The sequence below is a fragment of the Bradyrhizobium tropiciagri genome (genome assembly GCF_018130545.1).
In the GTDB taxonomy this organism is placed as follows: Bacteria; Pseudomonadota; Alphaproteobacteria; order Rhizobiales; family Xanthobacteraceae; genus Bradyrhizobium; species Bradyrhizobium tropiciagri_A.
Map to the genome: position 1 here is coordinate 73425 of NZ_JAFCKF010000008.1, position 14623 is coordinate 88047.

Here is a 14623-nt window from a genome sequence, read left to right on the forward strand (position 1 = left end):
CGTCGCCCGCGAGGGCGATGCCGCACTCGCCGTGCGGCGTGCCGTTACCAGACAGGAGCAGGTGTGCATTTGACGCCCAACGTCATGGCCGGCGGCCTCCCGTTCCCGCCATCCCTGCTGTTCAGGAACCTGGCGTCGGCGGCGTCGGATCGCGTGCTTGCGCCGATGGATCGCAGCGGCTTCGGTCCGCGCGGTGCACGCAACCGGCTGCGGGTCGCCGGCTTCGTCTGCTGCACGGGCTCGCCGGGGATGTGGGGCCCCGCTGCGACCTCGACCGCGCAACTCGCGGTGGCGGACATCAACCGACGCGGCGGCATCCTCGGCCGCGAGATCGAGTTCTCGGTCTATGACGCCGGCGGGCCGATCGAGGACGTGCGCGACCGCGCCGAGCAGGCGATCGCGTCCGACGACGTCGATCTCATCATGGGCATGCACACCAGCGCGGTGCGCGTCGCGCTGCGCGACCTGATCACCCGCAGCCGTATCCCCTACATCTACTCGCCAGTGTACGAGGGCGGCGAGCGGACGCCGGGCGTCATCGCGATCGGCGAGACGCCACGCTGGCAGAGCCGGCCGTCGATCCACTGGCTGGCGGAGGAGAAGCGGGCCGGGCGCTGGTACCTGATCGGCAGCGACTATGTCTGGCCATGGCAGTCGCACCGCGCGGTCAAGCGCTACATCAAGGAGACCGGCGGCCTGGTCGTCGGCGAGGAGTTCGTGCCGGTTGGCGAGGACAATCACGCGGCGCAGCTGGAGCGAATCCGTGCGGCGAAGCCCGATGTCGTGCTGATCTCGCTGATCGGCACCGACGGCGTGACCTTCAACCGCGCCTTCGCCGAGGCCGGGCTCGCCGCCACCACGCTGCGCTTCGCCACCTGTTTCGACGAAACCGCGCTGCTCGGCATCGGCGCCGACAACACCGAGAATCTGTTCTGCGCGTCCGGCTATTTCCCGAGCGTCGGCTCGCGCGCCGGCGACGAATTCAGGGACCGCTATCGCGCGATGTTCGGGACGTTTGCCCCGCCCGTCGGATCGTGCGGCGAATCCGCCTATGAAGGCTTCTGCCTGCTGGAGGCTGCCGCCAACCGCGCCGGCACGCTTGACACGCGGCCGCTGCTCGCGGCGACCGACAATCTGGTCTATCGCGGTCCGCGCGGTCCGGTTACGGTTCGCAACGGCCATGCCAGGATGCCGATGTATCTTGCCGAAGCCGACGGTCTCGACTTCAGGGTGATCAAGGCGATCTGAGACTTTCTTCACCTCCCCCGCAAGCGGGAGAGGGAGCTTTGCGAAATAATACTTGAAAAGGAAAATATTTCCGTTTTCAATACGGCAACGGGGTGAGCGGTTCGCGCGGGGCAACGCGCAGCTCGCTGACCTGCGTCGAGGGATCAATCCCAGAGATCAAAAACTTCAGGAGAGCGCCGTGACCGTCGTCCTTCCCACGCCAACGCAACTTCGTGCCGTCGCCGAGCAGTGTGGCCTGTCCCTCACCGATGAGGATGTGGCCTCCTTCCGTGGCCTGATGCAGGGCTCGATCGACGCATACAATCTCGTCGCCCAGATGCCGGACGAGCTGCCCGAAGTGAAATATCCGCGCACGCCAGGCTACCGGCCGGCGCCGGAGGACAACAAGCACAATGCCTGGTACCGCAAGTCGACGGTTAAGGGCGCCGCCTCCGGCAAGCTCAAGGGCAAGACGGTGGCGCTGAAGGACAACATCATGCTGGCCGGCGTGCCGATGACCAACGGCTCGTCGACGCTGGAAGGCTACGTCCCCGACTTCGACGCCACCATCGTCACCCGCATGCTGGATGCCGGCGCCGAGATCAAAGGCAAGGTGCATTGCGAGCACTTCTGCCTGTCCGGCGGCAGTCACACCAACTCCTACGGCGCGGTGCACAATCCGCACAAGATGGGCTATTCGGCCGGCGGCTCGTCGTCGGGCTCGGGCGTGGTGGTGGCGCTCGGCGAGGTCGACATGGCGATCGGCGGCGACCAGGGCGGCTCGATCCGGATGCCGTCCTCGTTCTGCGGCACCTACGGCATGAAGCCGACCTGGGGCCTCGTGCCCTACACCGGCATCATGCCGATCGAGATCTATGTCGATCACACCGGCCCGATGACCGCGAGCGTGGAAGACAATGCGCTGCTGCTGGAAGTGCTGGCCGGCGACGACGGCTATGATCCGCGCATCAAGGCGCCGAAGGTCGAGGACTACACCAAGGCGCTCGGCAAAGGCGTCAAGGGCATGAAGATCGGCATCCTCAAGGAAGGCTTCGAGCAGCCGACCGCGGAAGCCGCAGTGAACGAGAGCGTGCGCGAGGCAGCCAAGCGCTTCAAGGATCTCGGCGCCAGCGTCGAGACCGTGTCGATCCCAATGCACATGGCCGGCGGCGCGATCTGGACCCCGATCGGCACCGAAGGCCTGACCCAGACCATGATGTACGGCGACGGCTACGGCCTCAGCCGCGGCGACCTCTACTCCACCTCGCTGATGGATTTCCATCGCGGCTGGCGCCGGCAGGCGGATTCGCTGTCCGAGACCACCAAACTGTTCATGATGCTCGGCACCTACATCAACAACAATTTCGGTCCGCGCTTCTACGGCAAGGCGCTCAACATCTCGCGCCGGCTGACCGCGGCCTATGACAAGGCCTTCAAGGACTACGATCTGCTGCTGCTTCCGACCACGCCGATGAAGGCGACGAAGTTGCCCGAGGCCAATGCCAGCCGCGAGGAGTATGTCGCCCGCGCGCTGGAGATGATCTCCAACACCGCGCCGTTCGACATCACCCATCACCCGGCGATGTCGCTGCCCTGCGGCATGGTCGACGGGCTGCCGGTCGGGCTGATGCTGGTCGGCCGGATGTTTGAGGAGAGCACCATCTATCGCGCCGCGCATGCCTTCGAGCAGGCCGGCGACTGGAAGAAGATGTGAGGCGCCGCTTGTCGCAGACGCATACGGTACGGATCGGACACCATGGCTAGCATCTTCGCCGCGGTGTTCGAGATCGTGAGCTTCGGCGCCATCATCGTGCTGGTGGTGCTCGGGCTCGGCATCATCGCCAGTATGATGGGTATCTTCAACTTCGCGCAGGGCGAATTCGTCCTGCTCGGAGCCTACGTCACCTACCTGGCCTACGCCCACGGCGCGCCGGTGTGGGCCGGCATGGTCGCCGCACCCTTCGTGGTGGGTGCGTTCGGCTTCGTGCTGGAGGCGCTGATCATCCGGCGCTTCTACGCCGCGCCGATCGTGGCGATGCTCGGCACCTATGCGCTCGGCCTGATCATCCGCGAAAGCGTGCGCGGCCTGATCGGCGGGTTCTATCTCACGGTGCCGGAGCCGATCGGCGGTTCGATCGACCTCGGCTCGGTCCACATCTCGGCCTGGCGCTTCACCATCATCGTAATCACGCTGCTGGTGATGGGCGGCTGCTATCTGCTGCTGGCGCGCACCTCGTTCGGACTGCGGGTCCGCGCCACGCTGGAGAACCCGGCGCTGGCGCGCGCCTCGGGTATCTCGACGCCTCTGATCTACGGCGCGACCTTTGCGTTCGGCGCGGCGCTGGCCGGGCTTGCCGGCGCGCTGATCGTGCCGGTGTTCAGCCTGTTCGCCGATCTCGGCATCCGCTTCCTGATCCAGGGCTTCGTCGCCGTGATGGTTGGCGGGGTCGGCTCCTTCATCGGTCCGGTCGCCGGTGCCGGCGTGATCGGCACGCTCAGCGCGGCGCTGCCATGGGTCATGTCGCCCGTCGTCGCCGACGTGCTCGTGTTCGTACTCGCCATCGCCTTCATCAAATTCCGGCCGCAAGGCCTCATTGCTGGAAAAGGGGTCTAATCACCATGTCGATTGAACGCATGAATCTGACGCGCCGCCGCTTCATGAGCAATTTCGCCTTCGCGACCGGGGCGCTCGCGACCGGGGTCGGAAGCTGGGTGGTGAGGCCCGACTGGGCCAATGCCGCGGAAGGCCCGATCAAGGTCGGCATCGCGACCGATTTGACCGGCCCGATCGCTTATGCCGGCAATGCCGACGCCAACGTCGCCAAGATGGTGATCAAGGAGATCAACGCCGGCGGCGGCCTGCTCGGCCGGCCGCTCGAGCTCTACATCGAGGACACCGCCTCGAACGAATCGGTTGCGGTCGGCAATGTCCGCAAGCTGATCCAGCGCGACAAGGTCGACATGGTGCTGGGCGGCATCACCTCCTCGATGCGCAACGCGATCAAGGATCCGATCGTGGCGCGCGGCAAGACGCTCTACATCTATCCGCAGCTCTACGAGGGCAAGGAGTGCACGCCCTATCTGTTCTGCACCGGCCCGACGCCGGCGCAGCAATGTGATACCTTCATTCCCTGGCTGATCAAGAACGGCGGCAAGAAGTTCGCGCTGCCGAGCGCCAACTATGTCTGGCCGCATACGCTCAACGTCTATGCCCGCAAGGTGATCGAGGACAATGGCGGCGAGGTCGTGTTCGAGGAGTATTACCCGCTCGACCAGGTCGACTTCTCATCGACCGTCAACCGCATCATCTCCAACAAGGTCGACGTGGTCTTCAACACGGTCATCCCGCCCGGCGTCGGTCCGTTCTTCAAGCAGCTTTATGAAGCGGGCTTCCTCAAGAACGGCGGCCGGCTCGCCTGCGTCTACTATGACGAGAACACCCTCAACATCAATCAGGCCAACGAGATCGAGGGTCTTGCGAGCTGTCTCGACTATTTCAAGGTGCTGACCAAGGAGAGCCCGTTCGATGCCAAGCTCCAAGCGGCGTATGAAAAGGATTTCCCCGGCAACTTCCTGTTCGCGGCCGGCAGCGCCGCCACCGGAACCTATCGCGGCCTCAAGCTGTGGGAGGCCGCGGTCAAGGAAGCCGGCAAGGTCGACCGTGAGTCGGTCGCGGCCGCGCTCGACCATGCCAAGATCGCCGAAGGGCCCGGCGGACCGGCCGAAATGGTTCCGGGCAAACGTCACTGCAAGATGAAGATGTACACCGCTGTTGCCAAAGGCGGGAACTATGAGATCGTGGCGCGTAGCGACGGTCTTGTTGATCCCAAGGAATGCTGAGCGATCGATGAGTGGAGCAAGAGAGGCCGTCGCACGCATCAGCGAGGATGTCGTGACGCGTGAAGGTACACCGGCCGCAAGCGCGCCGGCGGGACGGGCATCGGCAGGATGGAAGGTCCTGCCGATCGTGGAAGGACTGGTGCTCTTGATCGCGCTGGTCCTGCCATGGGTTCTGCAGGACTATCTGACGGTGTTCGCCACCCGCGTGGTGATCCTCGCGCTGTTTGCGCTGTCGTTCGACCTGGTGTGGGGCTATGCCGGCATCATGAGCTTCGGCCAGGCGCTGTTCTTCGGCGCGGCCGGCTACGGCGTGGCGCTGATGGCGCGCGACCTCAACGTCACCTCGATCCTGCTGATCCTGCCCGCAGGCGCCTTGATCGGCCTCACCGCGTCGCTGCTGCTCGGCGGCTTCCTGCTGCTCGGGCGCTATCCCTCGAGCGTGATCTTCGTCTCGCTCGGCACCCTCACGGGTTCCTATGCCGCGGATCGGCTGGCGCGCGGCTGGTACTATCTCGGTGGCCAGAACGGCATCCCGTCGATCCCGCCGCTCACGCTCGGCAGCTACGAGTTCGAGGAAGGGCCGGTTTATTATTACATGGTGCTCGGCATCCTGGTGGTGGTCTACCTGCTGTGCCGCTTCCTGGTCCGCTCACAATTCGGCCTTGCGCTTGCGGGCCTGCGCGAGAACGAGCAGCGGATCGCCTTCTTCGGCTACAAAGCGCAGCATCTGAAGGCGATCATCTTCGCGATCGGCGGCACCATCGCCGGCCTCGCCGGCAGCCTCTATGCTTTCCACGAAGGTTTCGTCTGGCCCAACATGCTGGGCGTCGTGTTCTCGACCCAGGTCGTGCTCTACGTTCTGTTCGGTGGCTCCGGCACCCTGATCGGCGCCGTGATCGGCACCGTGATCATCGAGGGCGTCTCGTTCTGGCTGTCGGACAATTACCGCGATATCTGGCCGATCATCCTCGGCGTGCTGCTGCTGCTCGTGATCATGTTCCGCCCGCTCGGGCTGATCTCCTTCGTGCTCGGTGAACGCGAGCGCGTCGGCAGTTTCGGCAAGGCGCCAAAAAAGGAGTCCGGCAATGCCGCTCCTTGAGGCCTCTGGGATCAGCAAGGTGTTCGGCAAGCTCACCGCGCTCGACGGTGCGGCGCTGACCGTCGGCGAGAACGAATTTCACGGCCTGATCGGCCCCAACGGCTCGGGCAAGAGCACGCTGATGAAATGCGTCGCCGGCGCCGAGGTCCCGACCACGGGCAAGGTCTCCTTCATCAACAGCGACATCACCGCATTCACGCCGACCGAGCGCGCCCGCGCCGGCATGAGCCTGAAATTCCAGATCACCTCGGTGCTGCCGACGCTGACGCTGTATGACAACATCCTGCTGGCGCTGCAGGCGCAGTGCTCGCTGTTCGATCTGGTGCTGTCGCGCACCCGCCGGAAGCTGCACGATCAAGTGATGACGATGCTGACCCAGTTCCGTCTCGCCGATCGGGCGCATGATGCCGCGGCCGCGCTGTCGCACGGCCAGCAGCAATGGCTCGAGATCGCGATGGCGCTGGCCGGCAAGCCGCGGCTGCTGCTGCTGGATGAGCCGACCGGCGGCATGAGCCTCGAGGAACGCCGCGTCACCGGCGAATTGTTGCAGCCGATCAAGCAGCATTGCTCGCTGGTCATCGTCGAGCACGATCTCGATTTCATCCGCGACATCTGCGACCGCCTCACCGTGCTCGACCAGGGCAAGGTGCTGGCGTCGGGGACGGTCGCGGAAATCCAGGCCAACAAGAGCGTCCAGGAGATTTATCTTCGCCGTGCCTGAGCAAACCTTCCTCGATATCAAGCATCTCGATGCCGGTTATGGCCGCAGCCAGGTCCTGTTCGATGTCAACATCGGCATTCCCTGGCGCGGCGGCGTCGCCGTGCTCGGCCGCAATGGCGCCGGCAAGACCACGCTGATGAAAACCATCGTCGGCGAGCTCGCAAGCTCGCAAGGCGAATTGTTCTTCGACGGTCGCGACATCACCCGTCGACGCACCGAGGAGCGGGTGCGCTCCGGCATCGGCTATGTGCCGCAGGAGCATTCGGTGTTCGCCCGCCTGTCGGTGCGCGACAATCTCGCGGTCGGCTCGCTGTCCAACTCCGATGCCGGCGCGGTCGATCGCGTGCTGGAGATCTTCCCGAAACTCGGCCAGCGCCTCGACCAGCCGGCCGGCACGCTGTCCGGCGGCGAGCGCAAGATGCTGGCGATCGGCCGCGCCATGCTCGGCAATCCGAAGCTGCTGCTGCTGGACGAGCCGACCGAAGGGGTCTGGATCGGCGTGATCGAGGAGATCACCGAGCGGCTGATCGAGCTTGCCAAGAGCATCTCGGTCGTGATCGTCGAGCAGCATCTCGACCTCGCGCTGCGCGTCGCCGACTACGCCTATGTGCTGGATCGGGGCCGTGTCGCATTGCAGGGCGAGGCGGGGAAGGTGCGGAGCGATCCGGAATTGCTGCGGTACCTCGCGCCATAGAATCCCGGGTTCCCGCAGGAACGAAGCGCTCCTCCTGCCGTTAGGCCGCGGGAGGAATTCACCGATGCGTTATTTGTCGATCGCAGCCCTTTTTGCCGTCGCCGTGATGAACAGCGGGGCCGCACTGGCCCAGCACGCCGGCACCAAGTCGGAACAATCCGCGTGCTCGCGCGATGCCCAGCGTTTCTGCCGCAAGGATCTCGGCAATGACGGCGCCGTGCAGAACTGTCTTCAGACCAATCGCCAGAGTTTGAGCCGAAGCTGCAAGAAGGTCTTTGAGAGCCACGGCATGTAGCCGTCGCCGGCCGCAGCGTTTGCTGTTGGATCGGTGCCGCCGACCATTGAGCACCGCATTCCCGCGGTGGATTTGCGCTCGCTTTCGAAATCGCTCGTCTGCCGGCAGCTTATCGCTCGTTGCCGACGAGCAATCGCCACGCACCCTCAAACAAAGCCAAGAGGATGAACAGCGTCGACGAGCTCAGTAGAACGCCCGTCGCGAGGTGGTGATACGGTGCACCTTCAGTGAGCAGGAACCCGATCAGCGATGCGCCGATCAGGCTCATCCAACCGGCCAGCGCGCGCCATGACTTGCGGATCAGGCCGGACATTTCGTCCGTCATTGTAGACCTCTCCGGGCTGGACCGGACGGGTTGTCGCTGCTTGGTCGTTTGTATCCAACCCGTCCTGAATCACGTGCGCCCTATCCTGCGCCGCACAGAACCATCATCCCGGGACACTGGTGCGGATGACGGCCGGATTGCCGGCCGGCAGGTGCTCGAGATGGTTCAATGCTGCCTTGAGCTGGGTGTCCCGGTCTGTCCCGATCAACTGCTCCTTGATGGGTGGTGAAGCTGCTTCGGAAGGTGCGCTCTTGGTGTCCGGCGCGGCGCCGGGATTCGGCAGCATCCCGGGATTGGCGAACGCGCCGTGGAGCTGGGCTTCGCGCCAAACCAGGGCGTTCGCAACTTGTTCGTCCTTGGCCGCCTTGACGATGACGTCGGGTGTGATTCCGTCGCCCTGAATCGAGCGGCCCGAGGGTGTGTAGTAGAGGGCGCTGGTCAGTCGCAAGGCACCATGATCCTTGATCGGGATGATGGTCTGGACGGATCCCTTGCCGAAGCTCTGCGTCCCCATCACGGTGGCGCGATGACGATCCTGCAATGCGCCCGCGACGATTTCGGACGCCGATGCGGAGGCGCCATTGACGAGAACGACCATCGGAGTGTCCGGCAGCAAGGCACCTGTTGCAGGAGCGGTGAACGATTGATCGTCGTTGCCGTTGCGTCCGCGGATCGAGACGACGGTGCCGCCGTTGAGGAAATCGCTGGACACATCAACCGCTGCGGAGAGCAGGCCGCCGGGATCGTTTCTCAGGTCGAGGACGAGGCCGGCCAACTTGCCGCCCGCTTCGCGCTTCAGCGTCGAGATGGCCTGCTGCAGTTCGGTCGGTGTCTGCTCGCCGAATTCGCTGACCCGCAGATAGCCGATGCCGTTGGCCTCGAGCCTGGATTTGACGCTGTGGACTTCGATGACTTGCCGGGTGAGGGGCACCTCGAAGCGCGGCTGGTCGCCGCGCTGGAGCGTCAATCTCACGACCGTTCCTGGCTGTCCGCGAATTTTCCTGATCACCTCCATCAGGTCCACGCCGCGTGTGCTTTGACCGTCGACCGAAACGATCGCGTCGCCCGGCTGCAAGCCGGCACCGGCACCCGGCGTATCGTCGATCGGCGAAAGAACGGTCGGCAACCCGTCGTGCTCCATGATCTTGAGGCCGACGCCGCCGAACTTTCCGCTCATGTCCTCTCGGGACTCGCGGAATTCCGGTTCGGTCATGTAGGAGGAGTGGGGGTCGAGACGCGACAGCATTCCCTTCAACGCCGCGTCGGTGAGCTGGCCCGAGTCGACCGGATGCACGTAATCCTGCTGCACGAGCTGCATCACACCCGCGAGAAGCGCGAGGTCGGCCCTGGAGGGGCCGGCGGCGATGTCTGACGCAAGTGCCAGGCCGGCGAGGGCGGTCGATGCTGCACAGACGATTCCGATCGTGCGCCAATGGGATATCTTCATTGCTTGCCCGTGCGGTGAGTGGTTGAACGCATAAGCGCGCCGCGCTGGCCGCGGCGGCGTACCTGATATCGAGCCCCGCCGTCGCGCCTGGAGAACACGCGACGGCAGGCCAGTGTCATGCCTACCCGATCGGCATGGCGACGAAGTGGGTGTTGTCCGACGTCTTCACGTGCATCAGGACGTCATGCTTGCCTTCGGACTTCGCATCCGAGAGCGCGTTGCGCAGGTCCGCCGCAGAGCTGACGCTCTTGCCGGCCACGTCGAGGATGACGTCGCCGGACTGCAGTCCGTGCTCGGCGGCCGGACCATCCGGCTCAATCGCCGTGACCACGACACCCTTGTTGCCGGCGCCGCCGACATCGCCTGCCGGGGCAACCGACAGACCGAGGTGAGGAATGCCCTTTGAGCCTTGCTCGGACTCGTCGGCTCGGGCCACTTTCCTTGTCTCGTTCGGCATCTTGGCGAGCGTCACCGTGAAGGTCTTCGTCTCACCCTTGCGAAGGATGTCTAGCTTCGCCGAGCTGCCCGGCGCCATCCCTGAAATCTCTCGCGCGAGTGTGCCCGAGTCCTTGATCGCGTTGCCGTTGACCGACGTGATGACGTCGCCCGGCCGGATGCCGGCCTGCGCCGCCGGCGTGTCCGCCTGGGCCTCGTCGACGAGTGCACCCCGGGGCTGCTTCAGGCCGAGGCTTTCGGCGATGCCGCTCGTGACCGGCTGCACCTGTACGCCGAGCCAGCCGCGCGTCACCGTGCCGTGTTCCTTGAGCTGCGCAACGATCATCTTCACGGTCGTTGCCGGCACGTCGAAGCCGATGCCGACTGAGCCGCCGGACGGCGAATAGATCGCGGTATTGACGCCGATGACGTTGCCATTGGTGTCGAACGTCGGCCCTCCCGAGTTGCCTTTGTTGATCGGCGCGTCGATCTGGATGTAGTTGTCGTAGGGTCCGGAACCGATATCGCGTCCTTCAGCCGAGATGATGCCGGCCGTCACGGTGCCGCCGAGGCCGTAGGGATTGCCGACCGCCACGACCCAGTCGCCGACGCGCGGAACCTGATTTTCGAGATTGGCAAAGCTGAAGTCCGTCTTGCCATCGACCTTGATGAGCGCGAGATCCGTTTTCGGATCGGTGCCGATCACCTTGGCGGTATAGATGGTGCCGTCATCCGTCGTGACCTGCACGGACTTGGCGTGATCGACGACGTGATTGTTGGTCACGGCATAGCCGTCGGCGGAGATGAAGAAGCCGGAACCGACGCCGGTGATGACCTGATGGCGCTGCAGCTTGCCGCCCTGCATGCCGTCGCCGAACTGGCGGAAGAACTTTTCGAAAGGCGTACCTTGCAAGGATGGCGGCAGGTTCTCTGATTCCGGACCGGATGCGTTGGCATTGCTTTCTTCGTCGAGCTTCACGCGTACTGAAATGACGGCCGGCTTGACCTTCGCGACCAGGTCGGCGAAGCCTGCGGGGCCTTGCGTCTGAGACGTCGGAGCCGCGGCGAACGCTTGCTCGACAAACTGGAAATGTCCAAGCGGCCCTGCGAGGGCGATGGTCGCACCGATCATCGCAACGGAGCCGAGCATTGCGACGCGCCGGGCCGACAGGGGCCTGCGCTGTTGAGTGTTGTTGTCCTTTGGCATGATGTTTCTCCTGAAATTGGCCGCCCCATACCGATGCTGAAAACCTATCGCTGCAGCATTACGGGCGCCTGTCCGAGGCATTAATTCGAGGGATAGGTAGCTAAATTCGCGGTAACGCTCGGCGGACATGCCAATGCACTTGCGGACCGCGCCAACAGGCGTGGCCCGCAAAGACGAGCAGACAGCGTCGCGGCACAGGCGACCACGCTCCGATCTGATGGTCGCGCTTGCGCGGAACTAAGTTGTGCCGATGCGTTCGACGAGATGAGCGCGTGAAGGCGACGGCTCAAACCGGTCCGCGAAATACTGCGTTTCGTGGACCACCTGTCCGTCGCGGAATTCCATGATGCTCACCGTGTAGGAAGGAACGCCGTCGTAGGTCAGCACGAATTCGGTGATCCAGAGATCGCTGCCGCCGATCATGCGCCGGACCGTGAAGCGTTTCTTGTTCGGCTGAACCGTGCGGCTCTCCTGGATGTTGCGCCGACCCCGGATCCGCTCACCCGATTGCGGATAGTCAAGCACGGCATCCGTGGCGTAGATCTCGTGCTCGCGCTCGAAATCGCTCGCGTCCGAAGCTTCCCATTGGCGCTCCAGCGCCGTGCGTACGGTGTGATCGTCCATCGCAACCTCCCGGCTTTGCCCGCACGCAGCATCTCACGACCATCCAGGCGCAGTTGGCAAGGGTTCGTATCAGTCCCCGGTGCGCAATTGCGCGTCGGGCAACGACGAAGGGAAGCGGCGGGGCCCATACATCCGAGTTGCCTGTCGGGTCATTTTGTCGGGCACCGTCGCGTATGGCGTGCTACAGCTTCGGGATCAACAGGGGCATCGCATGACATCGACGGTCGACCTCGCGAAATTGCAGATTGATGACTTCAAGCCGCATCAGGACACGGAGTTCGAGATGCAGGCGGCGGATCGCGTCGTGGTGCTGAGGCTCGCCAAGGTCGAGCCCGCCGGAAACAGCGGTCGGCCGGGCGGCGCGTTCTCGCTGCTGTTTGCCGGACCGAAGGGCGCGTGGTTGCCGCAGGCGATCTATCCGGTGCGGCATCCGGCATTGGGCGTGATCGAGATATTCCTGGTGCCGATCGGGCCGCTCGCTGACGGCAACGGCTATCAGGCGATCTTCACCTGATGCTGTGAAGCCTGCTTTTCACGAGCCTGTCCTTCACAAGCTCCCGCCGCGCGCCAACGCATCAAATCGTAGACGCCCTTGTCTTCCTCGGTGACGAAGCCGAGCCGCCGATAAAGCCGCATCGCCGGGTTGAGCTTCTCGATATGGATCGAAACGTCCTTGCCGACCGCCATTGCCTCGTCGATCGCATCGCGCAGCAGCGCCTCGCCATAGCCCCTGCCACGATGCGCCGGCATGAAGGCGATGTCGATGATGCGGTGCTGGGTCGGCCAGCGCTCGATGTAGAACCGGCCGATGTCCTCGCCGCCATGCGTGATCACCAGCCAGTCGGCGTTCGGATAATAGCGCTGGTAGTGCGCGTGCTGGGCCTGGAATTGCTGGTCGAGAAAGGCAGCCTTGTCTGCCTCGCTCCATGGCACCGGCGCCAGCTCTTCGGCACGCGTCGCCGCGTAAAGCCGGCCGAGGAACGGCAGATCGGTCTCCGACAGGCGACGAAAGCGGCAGCCCGACAGGGCTGCGCGCGCCCAGTCAAAAGCGGGCGCTGCGGACGCCGCCGCGGGCGTGTCGGCACCGAAACTCACCTCAGCTCCGCGGCGGATAGACGCCTTGCAGCGCAATGCAGAAATTCAAGGTGAGATAAGGCTGCATGTTGTTATGCGGCAGGCTGTTGCCGGAGAGGCCGATTTCCAGCGGTGACATCGCGACCAGGGTTGCGGTGCTCGTATAGGCATTTCCCTGGGCGGACTTCGCGAGCGCATTGTTGGTGGGCACATCGGACGTGCCCGAGAAGTTCGCCGCAACGCTTTCGACGGGATGTGGATGGGATGGGATTTCGCTCTGCAGCAGGGTGACTGTCTCCTCGCCGCCGGTCTCTCCGAGATCGTGGAGCGAGAGGCCCGGACCCTGCCCCGGATGCATCGGCGCGCGTCCCTGCATGTTGGGCAGGGCGAAATTGCTCTTGCCGTCGCCGCCATAGGTGGTGCCCAGCAGCGAGAACAGCGCGGTGTTCTGAGAGAGCGGCAGAATCTGTCCGTTGCAGAATGCCCAGCCCTTGGGTGCGAAGTTGAAACCGAAAATACGGATCTCGGCCACAAACGGATCCATGATGCGCTCCTAGGTCTGGCTCGGGTATATGCCGAACAGCGAAATGATGAAGTCGACGCACAGATAGGGCTGGAAATTGTCGTGCGGCTGACTGCCCCCCGTGTTGGCGAGGAATTGCCCCGACATCTGCACGCCGGGCGTGGAGCTGAGAAATGCCTTGATCTGAGGCGACCGGCCGATGACGTTGCCCGCGGGGTTTGGTGAATTGGCCACGTCGGTCGAACCCATGAAGCTGTGGCTGTGCGACGGGATCTGGCTGACCGTCAAGGTCACGTTCTCGACGCCGCCGCTCGCGGCGATCGGAAAGCCCGGCCCGATGTGGATCGGAACGCGTCCGCGCAGATCCGGTAGCTGGAATGTCGACTGCCCGTCGCCGCCATAGGTCGTGCCGATCAGATTGAAGAGCGTGTCATAGTTCGAGATCGGCAGGAGCGAGCCGTCGCAGAACATCCAACCGGCCGGCGCGAAATTGCCGGCGAACAAGCGAATCTCGCCCACATATGGCTGTGCCATCGGCGTCTCCTCAGGTCTGCGACGGGAAAATGCCCTGCAGGGCGATGCTGAAATTGATGGTCAGGAACGGCTGCATGTTGGGATGCGCCTGACTGCCGCCGACATTGCCGACGGTCGCCGGATTCAGTGCGGTCAGGTGCGCCGCCGGGCTGTAGAGCAGGTTCGGCGAGCTGTTGCCCAACAGGTTGGCCGCCGGCACCGGATCTCCGGCGTTGGCGCTGGATCCGCTCGCCTGATGGGTGTGCTGCGCCATTTCACCGAGCGTCAGTGTGTGAGTCTGCTCGCCTGCCTTTTCGCCAAGCGTGTGACTCCCCATGTGAATCGGGACGCGGCCTTGCAGATCGGGCAGCCCGAAATTGATGCGCCCATCGCCGCCGAACGTCGTCCCCAGCAGCGAGAACAGCGCCTGATTCTGATTGATCGGGAGCAGCTGGCCGTTGCAGAAGGCCCAGCCCTTGGGCGGAAAGTTGAACGACATCATGCGGATTTCGGCGATGAATGGTTCAGCCATGGATCCTCCGCCAATACGTCTTAAGATTGTAAGGAATTCGAGATAATAACGCTGTGCAGCGAACTTC

General features: G+C 64.1%; 17 protein-coding genes. 9 read left to right on the forward strand and 8 right to left on the reverse strand.

Features of this window, described 5'->3' with window-relative positions:
• Positions 1 to 84: 84 nt before the first annotated feature.
• The 8 genes from JQ616_RS30345 (at position 85) to JQ616_RS30380 (ending at position 7876) form a co-directional block, all read left to right on the forward strand.
• Entirely contained in the window at positions 85 to 1248 is a 1164-nt protein-coding gene (locus tag JQ616_RS30345; protein WP_212021660.1) for a substrate-binding domain-containing protein, read from the forward strand.
• A gap of 178 nt (positions 1249 to 1426) precedes the next feature.
• Entirely contained in the window at positions 1427 to 2941 is a 1515-nt protein-coding gene (locus JQ616_RS30350) for an amidase (protein WP_212021080.1), read from the forward strand.
• Positions 2942 to 2983: 42 nt separating this feature from the next.
• A complete protein-coding gene (locus tag JQ616_RS30355) occupies positions 2984 to 3841 on the forward strand; it encodes a branched-chain amino acid ABC transporter permease (protein ID WP_212021082.1) in 858 nt (285 codons plus the stop codon).
• Between the two features lie 5 nt (positions 3842 to 3846).
• A complete protein-coding gene (locus JQ616_RS30360; protein ID WP_212021084.1) occupies positions 3847 to 5067 on the forward strand; it encodes a substrate-binding protein in 1221 nt (406 codons plus the stop codon).
• A 7-nt stretch (positions 5068 to 5074) separates the two neighbouring features.
• Positions 5075 to 6166 (forward strand): branched-chain amino acid ABC transporter permease, encoded by a 1092-nt coding sequence (locus tag JQ616_RS30365; RefSeq protein WP_249137471.1) that lies wholly within the window; start codon positions 5075 to 5077, stop codon positions 6164 to 6166.
• Positions 6153 to 6887 (forward strand): ABC transporter ATP-binding protein, encoded by a 735-nt coding sequence (locus tag JQ616_RS30370; protein WP_212021086.1) that lies wholly within the window; start codon positions 6153 to 6155, stop codon positions 6885 to 6887. Before JQ616_RS30365 ends, JQ616_RS30370 begins: the two co-directional genes overlap by 14 nt.
• Positions 6880 to 7581 carry a branched-chain amino acid ABC transporter ATP-binding protein gene (locus JQ616_RS30375; protein ID WP_212021088.1) on the forward strand — a complete coding sequence of 234 codons (702 nt, stop codon included), beginning with the start codon at positions 6880 to 6882 and terminating at the stop codon, positions 7579 to 7581. Before JQ616_RS30370 ends, JQ616_RS30375 begins: the two co-directional genes overlap by 8 nt.
• A 64-nt stretch (positions 7582 to 7645) precedes the next feature.
• Positions 7646 to 7876, forward strand: a complete 231-nt coding sequence (locus JQ616_RS30380) for a cysteine rich repeat-containing protein (protein ID WP_212021090.1) — start codon at positions 7646 to 7648, stop codon at positions 7874 to 7876.
• 109 nt (positions 7877 to 7985) lie between these two features.
• Here JQ616_RS30380 and JQ616_RS30385 read toward each other — a convergent pair whose 3' ends face one another.
• The 4 genes from JQ616_RS30385 to JQ616_RS30400 all read right to left on the reverse strand — a co-directional run bounded on the left by JQ616_RS30385 (position 7986) and on the right by JQ616_RS30400 (position 11914).
• The gene (locus JQ616_RS30385) at positions 7986 to 8201 is read right to left on the reverse strand and encodes a hypothetical protein (RefSeq protein WP_212021092.1); all 216 of its coding nucleotides are present in this window, start codon (positions 8199 to 8201) and stop codon (positions 7986 to 7988) included.
• Between the two features lie 103 nt (positions 8202 to 8304).
• The gene (locus JQ616_RS30390) at positions 8305 to 9648 is read right to left on the reverse strand and encodes a S41 family peptidase (RefSeq protein WP_212021094.1); all 1344 of its coding nucleotides are present in this window, start codon (positions 9646 to 9648) and stop codon (positions 8305 to 8307) included.
• A 121-nt stretch (positions 9649 to 9769) separates the two neighbouring features.
• A complete protein-coding gene (locus JQ616_RS30395; protein WP_212021096.1) occupies positions 9770 to 11290 on the reverse strand; it encodes a Do family serine endopeptidase in 1521 nt (506 codons plus the stop codon).
• 237 nt (positions 11291 to 11527) lie between these two features.
• Positions 11528 to 11914 carry a nuclear transport factor 2 family protein gene (locus tag JQ616_RS30400; protein WP_212021098.1) on the reverse strand — a complete coding sequence of 129 codons (387 nt, stop codon included), beginning with the start codon at positions 11912 to 11914 and terminating at the stop codon, positions 11528 to 11530.
• A gap of 211 nt (positions 11915 to 12125) precedes the next feature.
• Between JQ616_RS30400 and JQ616_RS30405 the strand changes: the two genes are divergently transcribed.
• Positions 12126 to 12428: a DUF6916 family protein gene (locus tag JQ616_RS30405; protein ID WP_212021100.1), complete on the forward strand. Its 303-nt coding sequence runs from the start codon at positions 12126 to 12128 to the stop codon at positions 12426 to 12428.
• On the opposite strand, the gene JQ616_RS30410 is transcribed toward JQ616_RS30405, so the two are convergent.
• Genes JQ616_RS30410 through JQ616_RS30425 form a run of 4 tightly spaced genes read right to left on the reverse strand, consistent with a single transcriptional unit; the run spans position 12410 to position 14556 of the window.
• On the reverse strand, positions 12410 to 13009 hold the full coding sequence (locus JQ616_RS30410) for a GNAT family N-acetyltransferase (RefSeq protein WP_349630070.1): 600 nt from the start codon (positions 13007 to 13009) through the stop codon (positions 12410 to 12412). The two genes, JQ616_RS30405 and JQ616_RS30410, sit on opposite strands and share 19 nt — an antisense overlap.
• A gap of 1 nt (position 13010) precedes the next feature.
• Positions 13011 to 13535: a phage tail protein gene (locus JQ616_RS30415; protein ID WP_212021666.1), complete on the reverse strand. Its 525-nt coding sequence runs from the start codon at positions 13533 to 13535 to the stop codon at positions 13011 to 13013.
• 6 nt (positions 13536 to 13541) lie between these two features.
• Positions 13542 to 14045: a phage tail protein gene (locus JQ616_RS30420; protein WP_212021102.1), complete on the reverse strand. Its 504-nt coding sequence runs from the start codon at positions 14043 to 14045 to the stop codon at positions 13542 to 13544.
• Positions 14046 to 14055: 10 nt separating this feature from the next.
• Positions 14056 to 14556 (reverse strand): phage tail protein, encoded by a 501-nt coding sequence (locus JQ616_RS30425; protein ID WP_212021669.1) that lies wholly within the window; start codon positions 14554 to 14556, stop codon positions 14056 to 14058.
• Between the last annotated feature and the right edge of the window lie 67 nt (positions 14557 to 14623).

Coding starts and splice junctions, on each gene's coding strand:
- JQ616_RS30425 (WP_212021669.1), bottom strand. CDS start 14,556: ATGGCTGAACCATTCATCGCCGAAATCCGCATGATGTCGTTCAACTTT.
- JQ616_RS30360 (WP_212021084.1), top strand. CDS start 3,847: ATGTCGATTGAACGCATGAATCTGACGCGCCGCCGCTTCATGAGCAAT.
- JQ616_RS30395 (WP_212021096.1), bottom strand. CDS start 11,290: ATGCCAAAGGACAACAACACTCAACAGCGCAGGCCCCTGTCGGCCCGG.
- JQ616_RS30405 (WP_212021100.1), top strand. CDS start 12,126: ATGACATCGACGGTCGACCTCGCGAAATTGCAGATTGATGACTTCAAG.
- JQ616_RS30390 (WP_212021094.1), bottom strand. CDS start 9,648: ATGAAGATATCCCATTGGCGCACGATCGGAATCGTCTGTGCAGCATCG.
- JQ616_RS30365 (WP_249137471.1), top strand. CDS start 5,075: ATGAGTGGAGCAAGAGAGGCCGTCGCACGCATCAGCGAGGATGTCGTG.
- JQ616_RS30400 (WP_212021098.1), bottom strand. CDS start 11,914: ATGGACGATCACACCGTACGCACGGCGCTGGAGCGCCAATGGGAAGCT.
- JQ616_RS30420 (WP_212021102.1), bottom strand. CDS start 14,045: ATGGCACAGCCATATGTGGGCGAGATTCGCTTGTTCGCCGGCAATTTC.
- JQ616_RS30370 (WP_212021086.1), top strand. CDS start 6,153: ATGCCGCTCCTTGAGGCCTCTGGGATCAGCAAGGTGTTCGGCAAGCTC.
- JQ616_RS30385 (WP_212021092.1), bottom strand. CDS start 8,201: ATGACGGACGAAATGTCCGGCCTGATCCGCAAGTCATGGCGCGCGCTG.
- JQ616_RS30380 (WP_212021090.1), top strand. CDS start 7,646: ATGCGTTATTTGTCGATCGCAGCCCTTTTTGCCGTCGCCGTGATGAAC.
- JQ616_RS30345 (WP_212021660.1), top strand. CDS start 85: ATGGCCGGCGGCCTCCCGTTCCCGCCATCCCTGCTGTTCAGGAACCTG.
- JQ616_RS30355 (WP_212021082.1), top strand. CDS start 2,984: ATGGCTAGCATCTTCGCCGCGGTGTTCGAGATCGTGAGCTTCGGCGCC.